The sequence below is a fragment of the Paenibacillus sp. J2R1T-4 genome, from assembly GCF_059692235.1.
The window spans coordinates 58,897-80,224 of the sequence record NZ_JCAUBA010000026.1; the positions used below are offsets into that span (position 1 = coordinate 58,897).

Sequence of the window (21,328 nt, forward strand, 5' to 3'; positions counted from 1 at the left end):
TAGGAGGAATTCTGTATGGTGCAGAACAAGGAATTCAGAAATCGCTTGCAGGGTAGTATGCCGAAGATTGGGATCAGACCTGTTATTGACGGGCGCCGAGGAGGAATTCGCGAATCATTGGAAGAGGTTACGATGGAAATGGCGCTTACCGTAGCCCGGTTCCTGTCGGAGCAGCTGCGTCATTCTAACGGACTGCCTGTAGAATGTGTAGTGGCAGATACATGTATTGGCGGGGTTGCGGAAGCGGCACGGGCAGCCGAAAAGTTCGCGCGCGACAATGTGGGGGTGTCGATCACAGTAACACCATCCTGGTGTTATCCCACCGAAACGATGGACACGGATCCGTTCATACCGAAAGCTATTTGGGGCTTTAACGGGACAGAACGTCCGGGAGCCGTGTATTTGGCGGCTGTCCTGTCTGCGCATAATCAAAAAGGGTTGCCTGCCTTCAGTATTTATGGCCGAGATGTGCAGGATATCGGAGACCTGACCCTTACAGAGGATGTGCAGGCTAAGCTGCTGCAATTCGCCAAGGCTGGCTTGGCTGTTGCGACGATGAGAGGAAAATCATATTTGTCGATGGGCAATGTCTCGATGGGGATCGCCGGTTGTATCGCGGATGAGCCGTTCTTTCAAGACTATCTCGGCATGAGGAACGAATACGTAGACATGAGCGAGTTCATTCGCCGTATCGATCGAGGGATTTATGACAAGGAAGAGTACCAGCTGGCGCTTCAGTGGACGAAGGCGAATTGTAAGGAAGGTCCAGATGTGAATGCTCCTAGCTTACAGCGGACGAGAGAACAGAAAGATCATGATTGGGAGACGGTTGTGAAAATGACGCTCATTGCGCGCGACCTCATGATAGGCAATCCGAAGCTGGCCGAAATTGGCTATGGAGAAGAAGCGCTAGGTCGGAATGCAATAGCAGCAGGCTTTCAGGGACAGCGTGCCTGGACGGATCATTACCCTAATGGGGATTTCATGGAGGCTATTCTGTCCAGTTCGTTCGACTGGAACGGGATTCGGGAGGCGTTCGTCATGTCCACCGAGAATGATACATTGAACGGTGTTACGATGCTTATGGGGCATTTGTTAACCGATGCTGCACAAATATTCGCCGATGTCAGAACGTATTGGAGCCCTGAAGCAGTCCGCCGTGTAACTGGACATACGCTTAATGGGCTAGCGGAGAACGGTGTTATCCATCTGATTAATTCAGGACCGGCTGCGCTGGATGGAACCGGTGAACAGTCTGTAGATGGTCAGCCTGCGATGAAACCTTTCTGGAGCATCACGGAGGAAGAAGTACGACAATCGCTTGAAGCAACGAAGTGGTGCCCTGCTGTAGATTTCTTCAGGGGCGGCGGCTACTCCACGGACTTCCAGACACGCGGCGGTATGCCGGTTACGATGACCAGGATCAACCTGATCAAGGGACTTGGACCAGTGCTGCAGTTGGCAGAAGGGTATACGGTGGAACTTCCGCAAGAGGTGCATGATCAATTGGATCAACGAACCAACAGCACTTGGCCAACGACGTGGTTCGTACCGAATCTGAGCGGTGCAGGTGCGTTCAAGGATGTATATTCGGTTATGAATAATTGGGGCTCCAATCACTGCTCGGTGAGCTATGGTCATGTCGGCGGCGATCTGATTACACTGGCCTCCATGCTGCGTATTCCAGTCAGCATGCATAATGTGACTGCTGACCGGGTGTTCCGCCCGAGCAGCTGGTCGGCCTTCGGAGTGGATGATCCAATTGGAGCGGACTTCAGGGCATGTGCGAACTTCGGTCCGCTATTCGGTTAAAGGAGAGTACTATAATGAGTCATAAGTATAGCATTGGCATTGATTTTGGCACCGCCTCTGGGCGGGTGCTCGTGGTTGATGTGGCCACCGGGCAGGAGCTGGCCCAGCACGTCACCGATTACCCGCACGGGGTAATCACAGAGCAGCTTCCGGGCGCGCGCGAGCGGCTCGCGCCCGACTGGGCGCTTCAGCACCCCTCCGACTACGTCGAGGTGCTGAAGCGCTCGGTGCCGGCCGCGGTGCGGCTGGCCGGCATTGATCCCGCCGATGTCATAGGCATCGGCGTGGACATGACAGCGTGCACGGTGCTGCCTGTGGATGCTAGCGGGAATCCGCTATGCACTCAGGCCGAGCACGCCGCGAATCCCCACAGCTGGGTGAAGCTGTGGAAGCATCATGCCGCCCAGGAGGAGGCGGACCTGCTGAACACCTTGGCGCTCGAGCAAGGTCAAGCCTTTCTCGCTAGATACGGCGGAAAGATCTCATCCGAGTGGATGATCCCGAAGATCTGGCAGGTAGCCAATGAATCCCCGGAGTTATATGACGCAGTGGATCGCTTCATGGAAGCAGGCGACTGGGTTGTATATCAGCTTACAGGTATCCCGATTCGCAGCGGAAGCATAAGTGGTTTCAAGTCCATGTGGCACAAGCAGGAAGGGTACCCTTCTTCTGAGTTTCTCCGATCCTTGGATCCTAAGCTGGCGTCTTTAACCGAGACAAAGCTCAGAGGGGAGATTCATCCGCTAGGTGAAAAAGCAGGATCACTGACAGCGGAGATGGCCGGTTTACTCGGATTGCCACAAGGAATTGCAGTAGCCGTCGGGTCGATCGATGCCCACGCGGCTGTACCAGGCTGCGGAGTGGTGGAGCCAGGCAAGCTAGTGATGGTGATGGGCACCTCCACATGTCACTTGCTGCTGGGACATTCCGAACAGCCGGTGGAAGGAATCTGCGGTGTTGTAGAGGACGGGATCATTCCGGGCTTGTACGGTTATGAAGCAGGGCAAGCGGCTGTAGGTGATTTGTTTGGCTGGTTCGTCGAGCGCAATGTGCCGCCCTACGTTCATGAGGAAGCGGCCAAGCAAGGCGTAAGCGTGCATGAATGGTTAGAGCAGGCAGCGGCTTCCTCTCGTCCGGGCGAAACAGGACTGATTGCACTCGAATGGTGGAACGGTAACCGATCTGTGCTGGGAGATGCAGGCCTGTCAGGGTTGATTGTAGGTCTTACCCTGTCTACGAAGCCGGAACAAATCTATCGTGCCCTTATGGAAGCAACTGCGTATTCGACCAAGAAGATTATTGACGCCTATGAGCAAGGCGGGCAGCAGGTGCGCGAGCTGTATGCGTGCGGGGGCTTGCCGCATAAGAACAAGCTGCTGATGCAGATCTATGCGGATGTAACCGGCCGCAGCATCCATGTAGCTGCTTCAACGCAAACTCCGGCTTTAGGCTCCGCAATCTTTGGAGCGGTAGCAGCAGGAGCGGAGGGAGGCGGATACAATACATGTGAGGAAGCCGTTAAGAATATGGTGGGCGCTCCGAGTATTGTATATGAGCCGGTTCCAGAACATGTGGAGATCTACAGTGAGCTCTACTCGGAGTATGTCCGGCTGCATGATTATTTCGGACGCGACATGAATCCGGTTATGAAAAAGCTGAAAGATAAGCGAAACTGATAAAATAGAACTCTCGGTCTACTTGCTGGTTAGAGCAGAAGTAGGCCTTTTTTTAATCTAGTAATCCGATTACCGTTTTTGTTTGAATTAATGGTATTCAAAAACAAACAAACATGATATTCTGAAATCAAACAAAAACAAACAAACAATCGGAGGTTCAATCATGGCGCAAAGTTTGTGGGACAATTCGAAAGCTGCAGAGCTGAAGAGCACGCTTGACGAGCTTGTATATCGCTCGAACATTATCGGGACAGATCGCAGCGTTTGCAATTGGGGCGGCGGCAACACTTCCAGCAAGACGACGGTGAAGGATTTTCGCGGACGTGATGTTGAAGTTATGTATGTGAAGGGCAGCGGCTCCGACTTGGCATCGATGAAGGCTGGTAATTTCACTGGTCTGCGCATGGATGACATCCGTCCATTGTTCGAACGTGCTGAGATGCTGGATGAGGAAATGGTTGCTTACTTAGCGAATTGTATGATTGATGACAAGCATCCGAGAGCTTCGATTGAAACGCTCTTGCACGCTTTTCTTCCGTTTAATCATGTAGATCACACGCATCCTGATGCGATTATTAGTCTTTGTTGTGCGGATAACGGAAAGGAACTGGCTAAGGAGATATTCGGCAATCGCTTCGTATGGGTACCTTATGTTCGTCCAGGATTCACTTTGTCAAAAATGATCGCAGAAGGCGTGTTAGCCAATCCGAATGCAGAGCTCGTCCTCATGGAGAAGCACGGACTAGTCACATGGGGAGATACGGCTGAGGCTTGTTATGCAAAAACAATTGAGATTATTAGTGAGGCTGAAGCATTTATTGAAGCACGTGTGGACGAAGCGAATCTGTTCGGCGGTGTGAAGCATGAAGCATTAGCAGCAGATGTGCGTAAAAGTGTAGCCGCTCAAGTCATGCCGATAATACGCGGATCGGTAAGTGATGCCAAGAAGATGATCTTAACCTTCGATGATGCGGAAGACATATTGAAATTCGTAAGCGGACGTCATGCGGCTGAATTGTCTCAAGTGGGTGCAGCGTGCCCGGACCATCTGGTCCATACGAAAGTTGTGCCGCTGTATATTGACTGGTCGCCTGCCAGTGAAGACGTGGACATATTGAAAGCCAGATTAAAAGCTGGGATAGCTTCCTATAAGGAACAGTACCAAGCTTACTTCGAGCGAAACCGTCATGAGGGCGATGTCATGTTCGAAGCCGCGCCTCGGGTTATTCTGATCCCAGGCGTAGGGATGATCAATACCGGCAAGAGCTGGGCAATGTCCAAGGTAAGCGGGGCTCTGTATCATCGGGCAATCGCGGTGATGAGAGGTGCAACGGCGCTTGGGAACTTCGTTTCACTCAGCGAGAACGAATCCTACAATGTGGAATATTGGCCGCTAGAGCTGTATAAATTGTCATTGGCTCCCGCTGAAGCAGAGTTCTCAAGAAAAGTGGCTTTCATAACTGGCGGTGCAGGCGGCATTGGCAGCGAAACGGCTAGACGTCTTGTTTCTGAGGGTGCGCATGTAGTATTGGCTGACTTGAATCTTGAAGGTGCTCAGAAGGTGGCGGCCGATATCAATGCGAAATATGGAGATAATCGAGCAATTGCTGTGAAAATGGACGTTACAAAGGAAGATGAAGTGGTAGACGCCTACGCAGAGACTGCGATTGCATTTGGCGGATTAGATATCCTCGTTAACAATGCGGGATTAGCTACTTCCAGTCCGTTCGATCAAACTTCCTTGAAAGAATGGAACTTGAACATGAACGTGTTAGGCACAGGGTACTTCCTGGTTGCTCGCGAAGCGTTCAAGCTGATGAAGGAGCAAAGCATTGGCGGGAATATGGTGTTCATTGGCTCCAAGAACTCTGTGTATGCAGGAAAGAACGCTTCCGCTTACAGCTCGGCCAAAGCACTCGAAGCACATCTCGCCCGGTGTATAGCAGCTGAAGGCGGCGAATTCGGGATTCGTGTTAACACGATTTTGCCTGATGCGATTCTTCAAGGGTCCACGATCTGGAACGGCAGCTGGCGCAATGAACGCGCAGCAGCTTACGGCATTGAGCCGGATCAATTGGAAGAGTACTATCGGAAGCGGACAACACTGCTAGTGAACATTTTTCCGAAGGATATTGCAGAAGGCATTGCTTTCTTCGCATCCTCCAAGGCTGATAAAACTACAGGCTGCATGCTTACGATTGATGGCGGAGTGCCGGCTGCTTTTACACGATAAAGACAGATTAGCCTGCTGTTTACTCAAGCTGACAAATAAAGAGAGGTGGAATTATATGCATCAAGCACATGGAGATCAAACCTGGTTCATCCCGGACGGTTACATTCCGCCTACGAGCGCCCAGTCGGGGAGCCTGGAAAGTCACGAGTCGATATGCGTGCTGAATACGTCCTCGGAAGACGCGCGGCTAACGGTTACGATATTCTTCGAGGATCGTAATCCGCTTGAACATATCGAGGTCATCGTTCCCGCTCGCCGCACGAAGCATATTCGAACGAGCGGGCTCCATAGCAATGGTGAATACATCCCGGTAGGCGTTCCTTATGCTATCGAGGTTGTTAGTACGATTCCAGTCATTATTCAATATAGCCGTTTGGACGCAACTCAAGCGGAGAATGCATTGATGTCAGTCATGGCTTATCCATTAAGGTAGACGAAGAAGGGACGGGACAACGATGGTGAGAGAAAGCTTGCAGCAGCAGTATGAATGGGCCAAGAGCCTTTACGCACAGCATGGGATCGACGTAGATCAAGTGCTTGAGAAGCTGGCACAAATCAAAATATCTATGCATTGTTGGCAAGGCGACGATGTTCGGGGATTCTTGTTTAAAGAAGAGGCGCTCAGCGGGGGCATCTCGGTTACCGGTAATTATCCTGGCGCTGCTAATACCCCTGCTGAGCTGCGGAGTGACTTGGAGAAAGCTTTCTCCCTCATCCCGGGCAAGCATAAGCTGAATTTGCATGCAATCTATGCCGATACGGAAGAGAAGGTGGATTTGGACGAGTTGGAGCCCCGTCACTTCCAAGGCTGGGTAGATTGGGCGAAGGCGCATGGGCTCGGGCTTGACTTCAATCCTACTTGCTTCTCGCACCCCAAGTCGAAGGACGGCTTCACATTGAGCCATCCAGACGAAGAGATCCGTAAGTTCTGGATTGAGCACTGCAAGCGATCCCGTCAGATCGGTGCATACTTCGGAGAGCAGTTAGGCCAGACCTGCGTCACGAATGTGTGGATTCCAGACGGCTACAAGGACACGCCAGTCGATCGGCTTGCTCCACGGCAGCGGCTGAAGGCGTCGCTTGATGAAATCTTCGCAGAACCGCTCAACCCCGCGCACAATCTGGATGCTGTGGAGAGCAAATTGTTCGGCTTAGGCTCAGAGGCCTACGTTGTAGGCTCGCATGAGTTCTACATGGGTTACGGAATCCAGAATAACAAGCTGATCTGCTTGGACGCAGGACATTTCCATCCTACAGAAGTCATTTCGGGCAAGCTGTCCTCTTTATCTTTATTCACTAATGGGATTCTGCTGCACGTAAGCCGTCCTATGCGCTGGGATAGTGATCATGTGGTAACCTTCGATGACGAGCTGCAGGAAATTGCCAAGGAGCTCGTTCGTCATAACCTGCTAGGGACGACCCATATCGGTCTTGACTTCTTCGATGCCAGCATTAATCGTGTGGCTGCCTGGGTCATAGGGACACGGAATACGATTAAAGCCCTGCTTGCGGCGCTTCTCGAACCGACTGAACGATTGAAGCAAGCTGAGCTGCAAGGAGATTATACGACTCGTCTTGCGCTGCTTGAGGAGTTCAAATCCTATCCATTAGGCGTGATCTGGGATTACTACTGTGCCTCGATGGGTGTTCCCGTCCGCGAAGCGTGGCTTCAGGAAGTCAAAGCCTACGAGCAGGAAGTGCTGATGAAACGGGGGTAACGGGATATGACGAATGTGCTAGCATTTGACCTTGGGGCCAGCAGCGGCAGGGCATTATTGGGCCGGCTTGTTGAAGGCCGCATCGAAGTCGAGGAGCTTCATCGCTTCCCGAATGACCCCGTGCAAGTTGGAGAACGGCTCCAATGGGATATACTGCGCTTGCTTCACGAGCTGAAACAAGCATTGCTAAAGGCAAAGCATCAAGGCATTCGCATTACTAGTCTGGGTATAGACTCGTGGGCAGTTGACTTTGGATTGATCGGGCGGAACGGTGAGCTTATCGGCAATCCTTATCATTATAGGGATCACCATACGGACGGGGTGATGGAAAAGGTGTTCGAGGAAATTCCTGCTGCCGAAATATTCAATCGCACCGGGATTCAATTTCTGCCCTTCAATACGATTAACCAGCTGTACGCGCTCAAACGGGCCGATTCTCCTTGGTTAAGGGAAGCGGATCGCTTCTTGATGATACCCGAGTTGCTGCGATATTTCCTTACAGGCGAGATGCACAATGAGTTCTCGAATGCGACAACAACTCAATTGTTCAACCCGCTCGAGGGACAGTGGGATGCCGAACTTTTAAGTCGAATAGGCATTCCAACGTCTATGTTTGGGGAAGTGGTGCACCCGGGAACGCGTGTTGGCAGCATTCGCGCATCCATTTGCGAGGAGCTTGGCATCGATTCGATTCCTGTGTATGCTGTTGCAGAGCATGATACCGGCTCAGCAGTTGCCGCCGTTCCGGCCTTGGAGCGTTCGTTCGCCTATTTGAGCTGCGGTACCTGGTCGCTTATGGGAACCGAAGTCGATCAGCCTGTTATTACGGACCAGGCACGGGAGATGAACTTTACTAATGAGGGCGGAGTGAACGGTACTTATCGGCTGCTCAAAAACATAATGGGGCTGTGGATTTTGCAAGAGTGCAGACGGGAATGGGAGCGGGAAGGCGAGAGTTATTCGTTCGCTGAATTAGTAGGATTAGCGGAAAAGGCGCCGCCATTCGCAGCTCTGATAAATCCTGATGATGCCTTGTTCCTGCACCCCGGGGACATGCCGGAGCAGATTCGAAACTATTGCAAGCAGACAGGACAACAAGCTCCTGAAGATATAGGAGTGATCGTTCGTTGCATTCTGGAAAGCCTGGCTTTAAAATACCGTTATGTACTGGAATTAACGGAGCAGCTATCCACACAGAAGTTCAATGGGCTGCATATGGTTGGCGGCGGCATTCATAACACCCTTCTATGTCAATGGACAGCGAATGCAATCGGGAAGCCTGTGTGGGCTGGTCCTGCTGAAGGAAGCGCTATTGGGAATCTTGTTGTGCAATGGATTGCACAAGGTCAATTGTCGGACATTGCGGAAGCCCGCAGGGTGATTGGGGAATCATTCCCGGTTACCAGTTATGTGCCTAATGACAGGGAAGCCTGGGATCAAGCATATAGCAAGTTCAGTACCCTAACAGGTGTATCATCATAGACGGTTATGAAAAAGGAAATGAGGTCAGCTATGCTAGTTGCGGAGCGCTATGAAAAAATTGTTCAACTGGTGAACGATCGGGGAAGTATGCGCGTCTCTGAGCTGAGCGAGCTGTGCCAGGTGACAGAAGAAACAATCCGCCGCGATCTGGATCGGCTGGAGCGTGCTGGGCGGCTGCTTCGTTCACATGGAGGAGCGGTTAGTGTCAAGGATCGGCAAGCTCAGCAGCAGGCGGAGACCCCGTATACGGAACGCGAGATTACTCGGGCGGAAGAGAAGAAGCTCATCGCTCAGGAAGCTATCAAGCTTATTCAGCCCCATGATCGTATTTTGTTGGATGCCAGTTCAACAGCGTGGTATATGGCCTCGACCGTGCCTGATATCCCGCTTACGGTGCTGACTAATTCAATCAAAGTAGCCATAGAGCTAAGCGGTAAGGAGAAGATCGAGGTCATCTCGACGGGAGGGATACTTGCTTCGCGTTCCTTGTCTTATGTGGGCCCACTGGCGGAACGATCGCTCGATGCTTATCATGTCGACAAAGCGTTCCTATCGTGCAAGGGTGTGCATCTCGAGCGCGGTATCAGCGAGTCGAATGAGCTGCAGGCACGCGTCAAGCAGAAGATGATCGGCATGGCCGATCAGGTTATTTTGCTCGCTGACTCCAGCAAGTTCGGCACGCAGGCATTCACCCACGTGGCCGATCTGGGTGATGTCGATACTATCATTACCGATCGCCTCATCTCGAGTGAGTCGCTTGAACGATTGGCACTGCTTGCAATCCATGTAACAACAGTGTAGTGGAACGATCTACTCCATAATGCATCTAATAAACGCAGGCTCACATTTCCGTGGGACCTGCGTGTTGTTGTTTATGTGGTTACACAAAAAAAAGTTATGGCGATCACCAAAAAATGTATGTAAATGTGGGATGATCTTCTCTAAAATATAAGGGAGGAAATGGAATGGGGGAATAACAATTGAGTGAGAAGCAGAATGAAAAGATCGTCCAACAAACGAACGAGCTAATACCCGCAGCAAAAGCAGTTCTTTCCACACCCAATCTGATCAGCTTCTGGGATTTCCAGGAGGAAGCAGGCAAGGAGAGGGAGGCCAAGGGACCTTACCCGTATCGACTTTCGGAGATGAATGGGCCTATTTCACGAGTAGATGAGGGTGTGTTCGGCCAACATGCCATGCTGCTTGACTTCGGTCAATGGCTTCGCATTAGCCGCAGCGATTGTCCTGCGCTGAATCTGCACGGTCCGAATGCTCAAGTCACAGTAGCCGCATGGATAAAATGGGACCAGACAGACTTCATCCGCTGCGAAGCGATAGCCGGAATGTGGGATGAAACAAGGTTGAAGCGGCAGTACTGTCTGTTTATTAATTTGCGTATATGGGATAGCGCCGAGCAGGTATGCGGACATATCTCGTCCGTTGGCGGTCCGACCGACGGATACATGTACTGTATGGATGCGGCGATTGGACAAACGCGTATCATACCGAACGTATGGCAGTTCGTAGCATTTACATACGATGGGGCTCATGCTAAGGCATATTTGAATGGCAGACTGGATGTTCGGGACACGTTCAACCCCTATCACTATGAAGGCGGATTGTTCGATGGGGGATTGGACGGAGCCGATTTCACGGTTGGGGCAGTCGACCGCTCAGGGGAACCAGGCAACTTCTTCACCGGAGTATTAGGCGGATTAGCCGTGTACAATCGAGCGCTGAACGATGAGGAATTGAGAAAGCTTGCTGCTGAGACTATAAGCTAGGTTCCCTCGCAGGGTCTGTATTGTAATCCGATTAGGCTTCGGACGATTCTGCTTAATTTGTGGGGTTATTTTATAGGACACGCGCATACACTGGGTAAGAACAACCGGACCGATTCTTTCTCGGAGGGGATGCCCCGTGATGAAGCGCCGTTGGCGAAGCCGCTCCACTAAGAAAGGGAAGCGAAAGGCGTTTTTTATTGCGCTGGTCATTTCCTTTTTGCTTTTCGTGCAATCTTTTATTTATATCGATCGTCATTTGTGGCCGCCGCTTATGAATCTGGCCAAAGTACGGATGAAACAGATGGCAACTGAATCGATTAATAATGCGATTTCAGAACGGATTTCTCAAGGGACAGACCTGGCCAAACTTATTGATTGGAAGATGGATCGCGACGGTAAAATAAACGGGTTCATGCTCAACTACTCGGAACATATGAAAATCCGTTCTCAGGCAGTCTCCACCGTGCAGGGCGCGCTTCAAGGCCTGAAGGAAATGCCGGAGCATATCCCGCTCGGTCAGGCGATGGACAGTGCGATCATAGCATCCTTCGGGCCGAAAATTCCAATCAAGTTCGTTCCTGCAGGACTTGTAAAGGTGGATTTGAGCACGCGTCAGCAAAATGCCGGAATCAATATGATCCTGGTTGAGGTGTATATTCGGATCGTCGCTGAAGTATCGATCATTATTCCGTTCGACTCGGAGCCTGAGGTTGTAGAGACCGAGATTCCGATCTCTTATGTACTCGTTGTAGGAGATGTCCCGATGTATTACATGGACAACCAAGGAAATCCGACTGGAAACTCGCAAGCCGTCCCGCCAAGCATCGCATTGCCTAGTCTGAAAGGCGGAACGGGCACCGATTCCTCAACTAACAGCAACAGCGGTGTATCCAGTACAGGAACAGGTGTGAGTGAGAGTACCTCGACAGGCGTATCGGGTCAAAGTCAGACCACAGACACCAAAGCGAAGCATTAGGCAGTCGCTCCTACACAGTAGATGTCGATGATTTATACATAGACTGGACGTTTCTGCCCGTTCTCCCGAGTTTTAGGGCTTAGATGTATCATTCATCGACATCTAAGCCCTGAAATGGCCGATTTTAGAAAGTTATTTCGATCTTTGGCGGTCTTCCTGCTCCCATCTTCGCAACGAGGGGTAGGGGTCAAATGACCACTCGGTTTTCCCATTATCGCGATATAACCCAAAGTGTAAATGCGGCGGGAACTTTCCTTGGGTTCCCGGTTTGCCGTACCCCGAGCTCCCAACCCAGCCAAGCACCTGTCCAGGCTGGACGATGTCACCTTGCTTAATGGATTTGTCATATCCCGATAGATGAGCATAGTAATGATACACATTATTCAGGTCCCGCAAGCCAATTCTCCAGCCTCCGTAATTGTTCCACCCTTTTACCTCCACGATTCCGTAACAAGTGCTTCGTACTGGAGACCCATGTCCTGCAAAAAGATCCGTTCCTTCATGCATTCTTGCCCCGCCCCAGCTCCTGTTGGCTCCCCATGTGCTTCTATAGGAATAAATGGAGCGTCTGGGTAGCGGAAAAGCATGTTCGTGTAAATCCAATCGATCAAAGTTTTCATACAGCTTGATAAATTGCTCGATTCGTTCTACAGCCCGTGCATTCCTATAGTAGCTGGATAAGGCCTTTCGCAGTTTATCAGGATTTGTACCAACTCCAAGCAAACGGGAAGCCATTGTTGATAGTAAGTCCAGATCATTCTCACGATCCGCCACCCCATCTCCTGAACCGTCCCGTCCTTTTCCGCCGAATATGGCTATGCTCCGGATGTCCGTATCCTGCGGGTTAGGGTTAAGCATGCCTGCCCACTCCTGGTCCGAATAATAAATGCCAATGAGTCCTTTACTAGGCGTTCTTTTCTTGGGATTAGCAACGGTAATAGAACGTTCGTATTGGTCAATCGCGGCCAGGGTTGTCCAAGGGATACCTGTTGCTGAACTCGCTTGTTCCAGTAGAGCTCTTCGTTCCGCATATATTGCGGCCATCGGCTTTACTTCGGCACCAACCGACTCAGTTGACTCAGTTGACTCTGCTGACTCCGCTGACTCCGCTGACTGAACAGGATCATCCGCCACTTCCCGCGTGGCTGAAGCGGTGTAAATAGGGGATTGAATGGCTAGAACTAGGCTTATAGAAGCGATGATGCATAGCTTGAGCCATCTTGCGATGTTCATTTTTCTCCTCCTGTGGAAGTATTGGTTATGTATAGAATGGCTTAATTCAAACGTTTGTATGCGATTGTTTACAAGTTCGTGCGGAGTTTGCTACGATGGGATCATTATGAGGTCTTAAAGATTAGAAGGGAGCCTGGCCTATTATGTTCAACCATCGTTCCGAGCACACGGAAGAAGACATGGTTCTTATTCAAGCGAATCTGGACGATATGAACCCGGAGTGGTGTTCGTATGTGATGGACAAGCTGTTCGAGGTTGGAGCCAATGATGTGTACTGGATTCCTATCGTAATGAAAAAAGGCCGACCTGGCTTTATGTTGAACGTATTATGCTCGGAAGAGCGGATCGAAGAGATGGAAAACGTTATATTCACTGAGACGACAACTTTGGGCTTGCGATATTTACGTGCGGATTGTCATCGTTTGGGAAGGGAATTCATTCAAGTGGCTACACCTTGGGGACAGATTACTGTCAAGGTCGGATTCTATAAAGGTGAATTGGTGCAAGCCTCGCCTGAATTCAAGGAATGTGAGCAGGCAGCGAAGTCGTTCGGTGTTCCGATCAAAGAAGTGTATGACGAAGTGCGACGATCGTTTGCGCGCAAACAAGAGGAAGAGAGACAACCCAATCATGAATAAAAGCCATATACTGGATTGCTTATATAGGGAAGGGTTGAACGGGAAGGCTTTGTGCGTACATTCCTCTTATCGTTCATTTGGTCATGTGGCAGGGGGACCGAACGCGATTGTTGAGGCGCTGTTAGAGGCAGGCTCATCGGTTATGGTACCTACATTCACAACATCGATGCGGGTGCCGCCGCCAGAAGGCCGGAAGCTTCCGCCTTTTAATGGGATTGATTACAGCCTTAACGAGTACACAGAGCATAACGAGGTGTATGACCCGGACTCGGATTCGGTGGATGTGCGGACGATGGGGGCTATCCCTGCAGCTGTTCTCCGAAGGGCTGGGAGGCGAAGAGGCTTGCATCCGACTAATTCCTTCAGTGCGATCGGTCCGCTTGCCGAGCAGTTAGTAAGCACCCAAACAGCAGCCGACATCTGGGCTCCGCTCAGGGCTCTCGTAGAGCTGAATGGTTTTGTAGTGTTAATGGGAGTAGGTTATACAAGTATGACGCTGTTTCATCTGGCAGAGCAGCAGGCAGGCCGTCCATTATTCGTGCGATGGGTGAATGACGGGAAAGGCAATAAACAGGAAGTTCCGATTGGCAGCTGTTCGTATGGCTTTAATCATTTTGCATCTGTTGCGGATCCGCTTGTTCATCAAGTACAGGTTGGTTCAAGCACATGGACGATTTGTCCGGCGCGTAAAGTATTCGAGGCTGCTACGGAAGCTATCAAGAAAGACCTGTATTTCTCACACTGTGAGGATGCCAATTGCATTCGTTGTAAGGATATGAAACAAAGATTGTCATGATCGGAAACTGTCTCTGGCGAGGAAATGCGCTTGTAGGCAGTTTTTTTATTTGATCCGAATTGTATCTATAAGAGTCATTTTCAGCTTCTCTTAAGCTTCAGTGTGTATCATGAAGGTAACAGGTTTACAACAATTTAATATAAAGCAAAGGAAGTGTATTCCAATATGCTAAATTTGAGGAGGAAGATCAGGTCAAAATACAACTGGTTAGAACAAAATAAGTTAGCCAAATGGGGTATGATCCATTCCACTCTCATTGTGATGTCCTTTTTGCTTGTATATGGTGTTGAGCTCGTTCAGAGAGGTTCCATGGTCGATACGTTTACCTGGATGCTCGCTAGTCCGAAGCTGTTGCTGCTTAATATGATTTTGCAGTGGCTAGCCTTGGTTGTTATGTACTGTTTGATTGGCTCGCTCTTTCTGGCCACGGGGGCAACGACAGCTGTCATGTCCTTTGCAGCGATCATTCATTATTTGAAGATGAAAATGATTGGCCAACCCTTTTATCCTTGGGATGTATTTCTTAATAAAGAAAGTATGAACATGGTACCGCTGATAACAGGATCGGCAGCGTTGCAGCGAATCGTTATCCTGGGAACGGTTGTCCTTCTATTGTTCATGCTGCGCCTCGTGCTGCCAAAATTCGGATTGAGCCTAGTCAGCCGCCTTACTTTTGGGTTTCTAGCTTTGTTTACTTTGTATTCATTCGGTTCTCGAGCAGAGTGGGTTGCGCAGATCCTGAATCGAGCAGGAGTTAGCGAAACGATCTGGGATCAAAAGTACAACTATGCTTACAACGGGATTTCGCTAGCTTTTACCATGAATGTGAAGAATACCAAAGTTCCAAAGCCTGAAGGATACGGAGAACCATCTATGTCGGCATTGGCCCACAATATTAGCGGTCAAGCGGTGCAGGTTATGCACAAAGAAGAATTAAACGGACAGAAGCCGAATGTCATCTTCATTATGAATGAAGCATTCTGGGATCCAACGCTGTTACCGAATGTCAGCTTCAGCGCAGATCCTCTTCCGACGGTTCACCGGCTCTATAATGAAAGCACATCAGGTTATCTCCTGTCACCGCAATTCGGGGGTGGTACTAGCAATGTGGAATTTGAGGTACTGACAGGACAATCCATGAGCTTTCTTCCGGGGGGCTCCGTGCCTTATCAGCAGTATATTCGTAAATCCGTGTCTACTCTAGCCAGTTACTTCAAGGGTTTGGGATATGGCGCTACAGCGATTCACTCTTATGAAGGATGGTTCTGGAACCGGCAGAGTGTATACAAGCATTTCGGATTCGAGCAGTTCAAGAGCAAGGAGCAGTTCGAGGACCCGGAATACAGGGGGCCGTTCATCGCGGATGCGGAAGTTTCTCGCAGTATAGCGGCTGCAGTTGAGCAATCAGAGAAGCCTATGTTTATTTATGCCGTCACGATGCAAAATCACGGTCCTTATGACACAATTAGATATCCGAGTAATACTATTGAAGTGCAGGGGGATCTGACGGCGGAGGCGAAGCTGGCTCTCGAGATCTATTCGCAGGGTGTAAATGATGCAGATCAAAGCTTGCAGATGCTCATTAATCACTTCGAGCAAGTGGATGAGCCAACCATGATTGTATTTTTCGGTGATCATCTTCCTATGCTAGGGTACGATTACGATGTCTACAAGCAAGGCGGGTTTATTGGATCCAAGGATTCGACGCAGTGGTCATTAGAGGAATTGAAGAGCATGCACAGTGTACCGTTCGTGACATGGTCCAACTTCTCCATGCCGAACCAGACTTGGCCGACGCTCAGTGCTTCATTCCTGGGTTCGCTCATGGTGGACCACCTTCAGTACGAGAAGTCCCCGCAATTTGAATTCAATAGTAAGCTGTCGGCTGAACTTCCTGGATTGTTAAGTAATTTGGTCGTGGATTCGTCAGGGGAAATGTACCGAACCGTTCCGGAAGCATATAAGAAGACGGTGGAAGAGTATCGGGAGCTGCAGTATGATCAACTAATCGGCGGCCAGTATCTGGAGAAATATTATGTGCAGATTCAGAGTGATGCTCAGCAAATGGCCAATATAGTAACCGATCCCGAGGTGGAGCTGGAGTATGTGCAGGAGAATGTAAACTGATTTGTTCGGGAATGGGTGGTGGTTTCGTTATACCAACCGATGTTGTCTATCATAAACAAACACCGCCATGTTACTGGCGGTGTTTGTTGTGGTTTGGTATGTTACTTGCTTCACAAGCTTATTGCTTGGGATTGGACCCGTGAGTATGCCGATGATCATCATCGGCATGCTTGTGGTTGTGGTCATGCTCGTGCGGATGGTCGTGATCATGACTGTGGCCGTGATTGTGGTCAGGACGATATAAAACTTTGCGTTCGTGAATGATCGGGTTGTTCTTCTTATGTCCATAGTCATGTGAATGTCCGTGATCATCATGATCGTGCGAGTGCCCATGATCGTGTCCATGTTGATGATCATGACCGTGATGATGATGATGATGCTCGGTGTGGGCATGCTCCTGCTGGGCTAGCTGTGTGATTCCGTGCTGGATTTGCCACTGGGGTAGATAGGGATCTGCAGACCCAATAATGGCGCGCAACACGTTCGGCTGATTCGGCAAGTCGCGTGTTCCGGCGCCATAGCCTATGGACTCTACAACCATTGGGGGCAATCCTTTGGAGAATTCATGCACGATTCCAGACACTACACCAGCACCTGTAGGAGTAGTCATCTCCATGGAGTAAGGAGTAGGTGCGATAGGTAGACCCTTCATCATTTCCAATGTTGCAGGAGCTGGGACCGGGTAGATGCCGTGATCGCATCGAACGGTTCCGGATCCAAGCGGGACGGGAGAACAGATGATTCGTTCAATATGCAAGGAATCGAGTGCTAATGCTATTCCGATTACGTCAACAATGGAATCGATCGCACCGACCTCGTGAAAGTGTACGTGTTCGAGCGGAATGTCATGAATCTTGGCTTCTGCAATGCCAATCTTCTCGAATATGGCCAGACTGATCGCCTTGACATAATCGTTGAAGCCGACGGTTTCGATCATACGAACGATTTCCGAGTAGTGGCGATGATGGTCAGGGTGCTTGTGCGGATCTAACACCACGTCCATCTTGAGCGATGAAATGCCCTTCTTGTTCACCTTTTTCCATTCCAAATGGAAAGGCTCTATTTGAATCTTGCTAAGCTCCTGTTCAATGTAGTCACGGTCGGCGCCCGCATCTACGAGTGCGGCAAGCGTCATATCTCCGCTAATACCGGAGAAGCAATCCAAGTATAAGATACGCATGATTCGTCACGACCTTTTCGACATTAATTTGTTCATCACGCCAGCGCTGTACCCAGCCCCGTAGCCGTTGTCGATGTTGACGACGGTTATGCCGTTGGCGCAGGAGTTGAGCATAGTCAGCAAGGCTGATAATCCGCCGAAGCTGGCGCCATAACCGACGCTCGTCGGCACAGCGATGACGGGCTTGGCCACCAAGCCGCCGACAACACTCGCGAGCGCGCCCTCCATGCCGGCGACTACGATAATTACATTCGCTTCGCGAATGACAGCAAGGCGCCGGAATAGCCGGTGAATGCCGGCGACACCCACGTCGTATACTTTCTCGACGTGATTGCCCATGCATTCAAGCGTGATCGCCGCTTCCTCGGCGACTGGCAAATCGGCCGTGCCGGCGCAGACGACGGCAACATAGCCGTCATTCACCTTGAGGATCGGCTTCTTGAACCACGTGAGCGCTTGCGCGGTCGCGTGATACATGACGCCGTCCACAGCGGAAAGCACCTTGTCGGCCTTGGCTGCATCGACCCGTGTGGCAAGCACACGGTCAGAGTGCAGCTTGAGCCGCTCGAAGATCGCGATCAATTGCTCCGGCGTTTTCCCAAGGCCATAAATGACCTCAGGAAAGCCTGTGCGCTTCTCGCGATCCAAGTCAAGCTGCGCGAAGCCGAGATCGTCGACACGTCCTTCAGCATCCCTACGGGCCTTATCCTCCAGCATGCGCTTCGCTTCATTCAGATCAAGCTCGCCTGTCTGGACGAGCTTCAATATGCGTTCAAGCTCAATATGCTCTTCTTGTCCCATTAATTAGCCGCTTCTTTCTCCGGCGATTTCGCTTCCTTCTTCAGCACCTCGTTCATGCTGCCCGTCCGATACCCCGCCAAATCCAATGTGACATAAGTAAATCCAAGACTTGCAAATTTGGTATAGATGTCTTCTTTATGTTGAATAACTCGTTCTATTTCATCAGGCATAACTTCGATTCTAGCGATTTTATCGTGGTGACGTACTCGAACCTGCCAGAAGCCCAGCTGATACATATAATCCTCTGCTTCGTCCAATTGATCAATCTTATACCGTTCAATCTTCGTCCCATAAGGGATTCGTGAAGATAGACAGGCGAAGGAGGGCTTGTTCCATGTTACAAGTCCAAGCTCTTTGGACAAATGACGAATCTCGTCTTTATAAAATTCCGCTTCCTGGAGCGGACTGCGTACACCTTGCTCCTTCTTGGCTTGCAGGCCTGGCCTGTAATCACCAAGGTCATCCATATTAGAACCGTCGACGATAAAGGGATAACCCATTTCGCTAGCGAGCGTCTGTAGGTGGGAATAAAGTCCGGTTTTACAGTGATAGCAGCGGTCTGGTCTATTGGCAACAAAATCGGCATTGTCGAATTCCTTGACCTCTGTACGGTGCAGCTTCACACCCATATCCTCTGCGATTCGAACGGCCATATTGAATTCTCGCGTAGGGAATGTCTCGGATGCAGCTGTTACGGCGATTACCTGATCGCCAAGAACCTGATGGGCTCGTTTAAGCACGAATGTACTGTCGACGCCTCCAGAAAAAGCGATCATTACGCGACCCATTTCCTTAAGTATGCTGCCCAGTTGATCGTCTTTTTGCAGCAATGCTTGCCCATCGGTAATCCTACTGCCCAGTTTCAAGTTCATGTCCATCTCCCCTGTCCGTTTAAGACATTTCATTCTCTATAAGCCTTAGTGTAACATAAAGCAGGACGGCACCGAAACCCAGAAAGAACGGTTTTGTCAACAATGTTAGACTGGTTATGGCATGTCGTATCTTTCATGGTATAATACTCATAGAAAATAGCTAGTGCACTTCGATGTGGAAAGCAGGAATCTTATGGCTACCAAACCCATACAAAGGAAACCAGACTGGCTCAAGATCAAATTGACGTCAGCTGATGAGTTCCATCATGTTAAAGAATTGAAACAAATGATGCGTTCGAAGACGCTACATACCGTATGTGAAGAAGCCAAATGTCCCAATATTCATGAGTGCTGGGCTAATCGGACAGCTACTTTTATGATCCTCGGAGATATTTGCACCCGTGCCTGCAGATTCTGTGCAGTGAAGTCAGGTCTCCCGACAGAACTGGATTTGCAAGAACCGGATCGTGTAGCTGAGGCTGCAGAACAGATGGGTCTTCGCCACTGTGTGGTCACGTCTGTAGCTCGTGATGATTTGGCGGATGGGGGATCTTCCATCTTCGCGGCAACTATAAAGGCTGTTCGTAATCGTCTTCCAATGTGCGGAGTTGAAGTATTGATTCCGGATTTTATGGGGAACGAAGAATCGCTGCGTATTGTGATGGATGCGAAGCCGGATATCTTGAACCACAATATGGAGACCGTAGAGCGAACTTCTGACCGTGTCCGTTCTAAGGCGAAATACCGCCGCTCCTTAGAATTGCTGGCAAGAGCCAAGCAAATGCAGCCCAATATTCCAACGAAGTCCAGCATCATGCTCGGTGTTGGCGAGGAGTGGGATGAGATCCTGCAGACAATGGATGACTTGCGCGCGGTGCAGTGCGACATCATGACCATCGGCCAATATTTGCAGCCAACGAAGCAGCATATGGATGTTAAAAAGTACTATACACCAGAGCAATTCGCTTTGCTCAAAGAAGAAGGGATGAAACGCGGCTTCAGCCATGTTGAGTCCGGACCGCTAGTGCGCAGCTCGTATCATGCTCATGAACAAGTTCGTTCCGCAGAAGCAGCGGTCAAGGCGTAACTTGGGTATATTAGAGAGTAATGGACGGGATTATAGGAGCAGGGGAGGGGAAGTCATTGATTCACATTGGAGGCAGAACGTACGAAGTTGTAATGGATCATCGGAATGCGTATAACTTCGAAGCGTTTCGCGATCGCTTCAGCGAAGTATTGGAGCGGTACGACTACATTGTAGGCGATTGGGGCTACAATCAACTTCGGTTGAAAGGTTTTTTCAAGGAGAATAATCAGAAATCTTCCCGTGATACTTCTGTGGCTTGTCTGAGCGATTATTTGAACGAGTATTGTAACTTTGGTTGCGCCTACTTCGTTCTGGAGCGAGTGAATGTCAAGAATGCTCCTAAGCCAGAGCAGCCAGCTGCCGAACGCAAGAACGAGAACCACCAACCGAATAACCGTTCACATAACCATGGGAATAATAACGGAAATGCCAACAACAAACAGGGCCGAGCCGAGCACACGGGGGCCAAACAAGAACGCAAAGTCGAACAAGCTTAAGGACATCATCCTTAAGCTTGTTTTTTTATTACTCAAGGTATAGCGGTAATCCGCTTTAGAAGTGACTCAGAGGGTTGAGCGATTGCTGTAGAGCAGAAAATCCGCTTTAGAGGTGACTCAGAGGGTTGAGCGATTGCTGTAGAGCGGAAAATCCGCTTTAGAGGTGACTCAGAGTGTTGAACGATCGCTGTAGAGCGGAATATCCGCTTTAGATGTGACTAAGAAGGTTGAACGTGCAAAATCGGGGGAAGTGTTTCCCCCCCTCCCTTTTTATCGATGTAACTCCTAGGTCCAAAAGTGGAACAGAAACATTCCTGTTAAGGCTAAGAAACAGTCTTTGCTAAAAAAGGAGCGCCTCGGTATGATGGGTTTGTCCAAGGGTTACATACCCAACACCATCAAGGAGGCGCTCTTAT

18 protein-coding genes are annotated in these 21,328 nt (G+C 50.0%); 14 read left to right on the forward strand and 4 right to left on the reverse strand.

Translation table 11 applies throughout. The features are described from left to right. Positions 1 to 15 precede the first annotated feature (15 nt). The 9 genes from AC58QD_RS29290 to yunB all read left to right on the forward strand — a co-directional run bounded on the left by AC58QD_RS29290 (position 16) and on the right by yunB (position 11,681). Positions 16 to 1,812, forward strand: coding sequence for an L-fucose isomerase (locus AC58QD_RS29290; protein ID WP_497338579.1), 1,797 nt, complete (start codon positions 16 to 18; stop codon positions 1,810 to 1,812). A gap of 14 nt (positions 1,813 to 1,826) precedes the next feature. Continuing rightward, positions 1,827 to 3,488 carry a ribulokinase gene (locus tag AC58QD_RS29295; protein ID WP_497338580.1) on the forward strand — a complete coding sequence of 554 codons (1,662 nt, stop codon included), beginning with the start codon at positions 1,827 to 1,829 and terminating at the stop codon, positions 3,486 to 3,488. 163 nt (positions 3,489 to 3,651) lie between these two features. Beyond that, positions 3,652 to 5,721, forward strand: coding sequence for a bifunctional aldolase/short-chain dehydrogenase (locus AC58QD_RS29300; RefSeq protein ID WP_497338581.1), 2,070 nt, complete (start codon positions 3,652 to 3,654; stop codon positions 5,719 to 5,721). A gap of 55 nt (positions 5,722 to 5,776) precedes the next feature. Next, positions 5,777 to 6,154, forward strand: coding sequence for a sensory rhodopsin transducer (locus AC58QD_RS29305; RefSeq protein ID WP_497338582.1), 378 nt, complete (start codon positions 5,777 to 5,779; stop codon positions 6,152 to 6,154). 22 nt (positions 6,155 to 6,176) lie between these two features. Next, positions 6,177 to 7,439 carry an L-rhamnose isomerase gene (gene rhaA, locus AC58QD_RS29310; RefSeq protein WP_497338583.1) on the forward strand — a complete coding sequence of 421 codons (1,263 nt, stop codon included), beginning with the start codon at positions 6,177 to 6,179 and terminating at the stop codon, positions 7,437 to 7,439. Positions 7,440 to 7,445: 6 nt separating this feature from the next. Next, complete coding sequence (rhaB, locus tag AC58QD_RS29315) at positions 7,446 to 8,921, forward strand: rhamnulokinase (RefSeq protein WP_497338584.1); 1,476 nt, start codon at positions 7,446 to 7,448, stop codon at positions 8,919 to 8,921. A gap of 30 nt (positions 8,922 to 8,951) precedes the next feature. Beyond that, on the forward strand, positions 8,952 to 9,722 hold the full coding sequence (locus AC58QD_RS29320; protein ID WP_497338585.1) for a DeoR/GlpR family DNA-binding transcription regulator: 771 nt from the start codon (positions 8,952 to 8,954) through the stop codon (positions 9,720 to 9,722). Positions 9,723 to 9,901: 179 nt separating this feature from the next. Further along, a complete protein-coding gene (locus AC58QD_RS29325; RefSeq protein ID WP_497338586.1) occupies positions 9,902 to 10,705 on the forward strand; it encodes a LamG domain-containing protein in 804 nt (267 codons plus the stop codon). 139 nt (positions 10,706 to 10,844) lie between these two features. Then, positions 10,845 to 11,681 carry a sporulation protein YunB gene (gene yunB / locus AC58QD_RS29330; protein ID WP_497338587.1) on the forward strand — a complete coding sequence of 279 codons (837 nt, stop codon included), beginning with the start codon at positions 10,845 to 10,847 and terminating at the stop codon, positions 11,679 to 11,681. Between the two features lie 132 nt (positions 11,682 to 11,813). On the opposite strand, the gene AC58QD_RS29335 is transcribed toward yunB, so the two are convergent. Then, complete coding sequence (locus tag AC58QD_RS29335; RefSeq protein WP_497338588.1) at positions 11,814 to 12,914, reverse strand: M23 family metallopeptidase; 1,101 nt, start codon at positions 12,912 to 12,914, stop codon at positions 11,814 to 11,816. A 143-nt stretch (positions 12,915 to 13,057) separates the two neighbouring features. Between AC58QD_RS29335 and larC2 the strand changes: the two genes are divergently transcribed. The 3 genes from larC2 (at position 13,058) to AC58QD_RS29350 (ending at position 16,475) form a co-directional block, all read left to right on the forward strand. Further along, positions 13,058 to 13,552 carry a nickel pincer cofactor biosynthesis protein LarC2 gene (larC2, locus tag AC58QD_RS29340; protein ID WP_497338589.1) on the forward strand — a complete coding sequence of 165 codons (495 nt, stop codon included), beginning with the start codon at positions 13,058 to 13,060 and terminating at the stop codon, positions 13,550 to 13,552. After that, positions 13,545 to 14,348, forward strand: coding sequence for an AAC(3) family N-acetyltransferase (locus tag AC58QD_RS29345; RefSeq protein WP_497338590.1), 804 nt, complete (start codon positions 13,545 to 13,547; stop codon positions 14,346 to 14,348). Before larC2 ends, AC58QD_RS29345 begins: the two co-directional genes overlap by 8 nt. 165 nt (positions 14,349 to 14,513) lie before the next feature. Next, complete coding sequence (locus tag AC58QD_RS29350; RefSeq protein ID WP_497338591.1) at positions 14,514 to 16,475, forward strand: LTA synthase family protein; 1,962 nt, start codon at positions 14,514 to 14,516, stop codon at positions 16,473 to 16,475. 118 nt (positions 16,476 to 16,593) lie between these two features. On the opposite strand, the gene larC is transcribed toward AC58QD_RS29350, so the two are convergent. The 3 genes from larC to larE are packed head-to-tail and all read right to left on the reverse strand — an operon-like array spanning position 16,594 to position 19,328. Continuing rightward, entirely contained in the window at positions 16,594 to 17,655 is a 1,062-nt protein-coding gene (gene larC, locus AC58QD_RS29355) for a nickel pincer cofactor biosynthesis protein LarC (protein ID WP_497338592.1), read from the reverse strand. A 6-nt stretch (positions 17,656 to 17,661) separates the two neighbouring features. Beyond that, on the reverse strand, positions 17,662 to 18,456 hold the full coding sequence (gene larB / locus AC58QD_RS29360) for a nickel pincer cofactor biosynthesis protein LarB (protein ID WP_497338593.1): 795 nt from the start codon (positions 18,454 to 18,456) through the stop codon (positions 17,662 to 17,664). Further along, on the reverse strand, positions 18,456 to 19,328 hold the full coding sequence (gene larE / locus AC58QD_RS29365) for an ATP-dependent sacrificial sulfur transferase LarE (protein ID WP_497338594.1): 873 nt from the start codon (positions 19,326 to 19,328) through the stop codon (positions 18,456 to 18,458). The genes larB and larE overlap by 1 nt, the downstream gene beginning before the upstream one ends. Before the next feature lie 193 nt (positions 19,329 to 19,521). Between larE and lipA the strand changes: the two genes are divergently transcribed. Further along, positions 19,522 to 20,415: a lipoyl synthase gene (lipA, locus tag AC58QD_RS29370; protein WP_497338595.1), complete on the forward strand. Its 894-nt coding sequence runs from the start codon at positions 19,522 to 19,524 to the stop codon at positions 20,413 to 20,415. Between the two features lie 56 nt (positions 20,416 to 20,471). Beyond that, on the forward strand, positions 20,472 to 20,912 hold the full coding sequence (locus AC58QD_RS29375) for a YutD family protein (protein ID WP_497338596.1): 441 nt from the start codon (positions 20,472 to 20,474) through the stop codon (positions 20,910 to 20,912). Positions 20,913 to 21,328 lie beyond the last annotated feature (416 nt).

Excerpts from the sequence above, each read along its gene's own strand:
- AC58QD_RS29290 (WP_497338579.1), top strand. The coding sequence starts at position 16 with ATGGTGCAGAACAAGGAATTCAGAAATCGCTTGCAGGGTAGTATGCCG.
- AC58QD_RS29295 (WP_497338580.1), top strand. The coding sequence starts at position 1,827 with ATGAGTCATAAGTATAGCATTGGCATTGATTTTGGCACCGCCTCTGGG.
- AC58QD_RS29300 (WP_497338581.1), top strand. The coding sequence starts at position 3,652 with ATGGCGCAAAGTTTGTGGGACAATTCGAAAGCTGCAGAGCTGAAGAGC.
- AC58QD_RS29305 (WP_497338582.1), top strand. The coding sequence starts at position 5,777 with ATGCATCAAGCACATGGAGATCAAACCTGGTTCATCCCGGACGGTTAC.
- rhaA (WP_497338583.1), top strand. The coding sequence starts at position 6,177 with ATGGTGAGAGAAAGCTTGCAGCAGCAGTATGAATGGGCCAAGAGCCTT.
- rhaB (WP_497338584.1), top strand. The coding sequence starts at position 7,446 with ATGACGAATGTGCTAGCATTTGACCTTGGGGCCAGCAGCGGCAGGGCA.
- AC58QD_RS29320 (WP_497338585.1), top strand. The coding sequence starts at position 8,952 with ATGCTAGTTGCGGAGCGCTATGAAAAAATTGTTCAACTGGTGAACGAT.
- yunB (WP_497338587.1), top strand. The coding sequence starts at position 10,845 with ATGAAGCGCCGTTGGCGAAGCCGCTCCACTAAGAAAGGGAAGCGAAAG.
- AC58QD_RS29335 (WP_497338588.1), bottom strand. The coding sequence starts at position 12,914 with ATGAACATCGCAAGATGGCTCAAGCTATGCATCATCGCTTCTATAAGC.
- larC2 (WP_497338589.1), top strand. The coding sequence starts at position 13,058 with ATGTTCAACCATCGTTCCGAGCACACGGAAGAAGACATGGTTCTTATT.
- AC58QD_RS29345 (WP_497338590.1), top strand. The coding sequence starts at position 13,545 with ATGAATAAAAGCCATATACTGGATTGCTTATATAGGGAAGGGTTGAAC.
- AC58QD_RS29350 (WP_497338591.1), top strand. The coding sequence starts at position 14,514 with ATGCTAAATTTGAGGAGGAAGATCAGGTCAAAATACAACTGGTTAGAA.
- larC (WP_497338592.1), bottom strand. The coding sequence starts at position 17,655 with ATGCGTATCTTATACTTGGATTGCTTCTCCGGTATTAGCGGAGATATG.
- larB (WP_497338593.1), bottom strand. The coding sequence starts at position 18,456 with ATGGGACAAGAAGAGCATATTGAGCTTGAACGCATATTGAAGCTCGTC.
- larE (WP_497338594.1), bottom strand. The coding sequence starts at position 19,328 with ATGAACTTGAAACTGGGCAGTAGGATTACCGATGGGCAAGCATTGCTG.
- lipA (WP_497338595.1), top strand. The coding sequence starts at position 19,522 with ATGGCTACCAAACCCATACAAAGGAAACCAGACTGGCTCAAGATCAAA.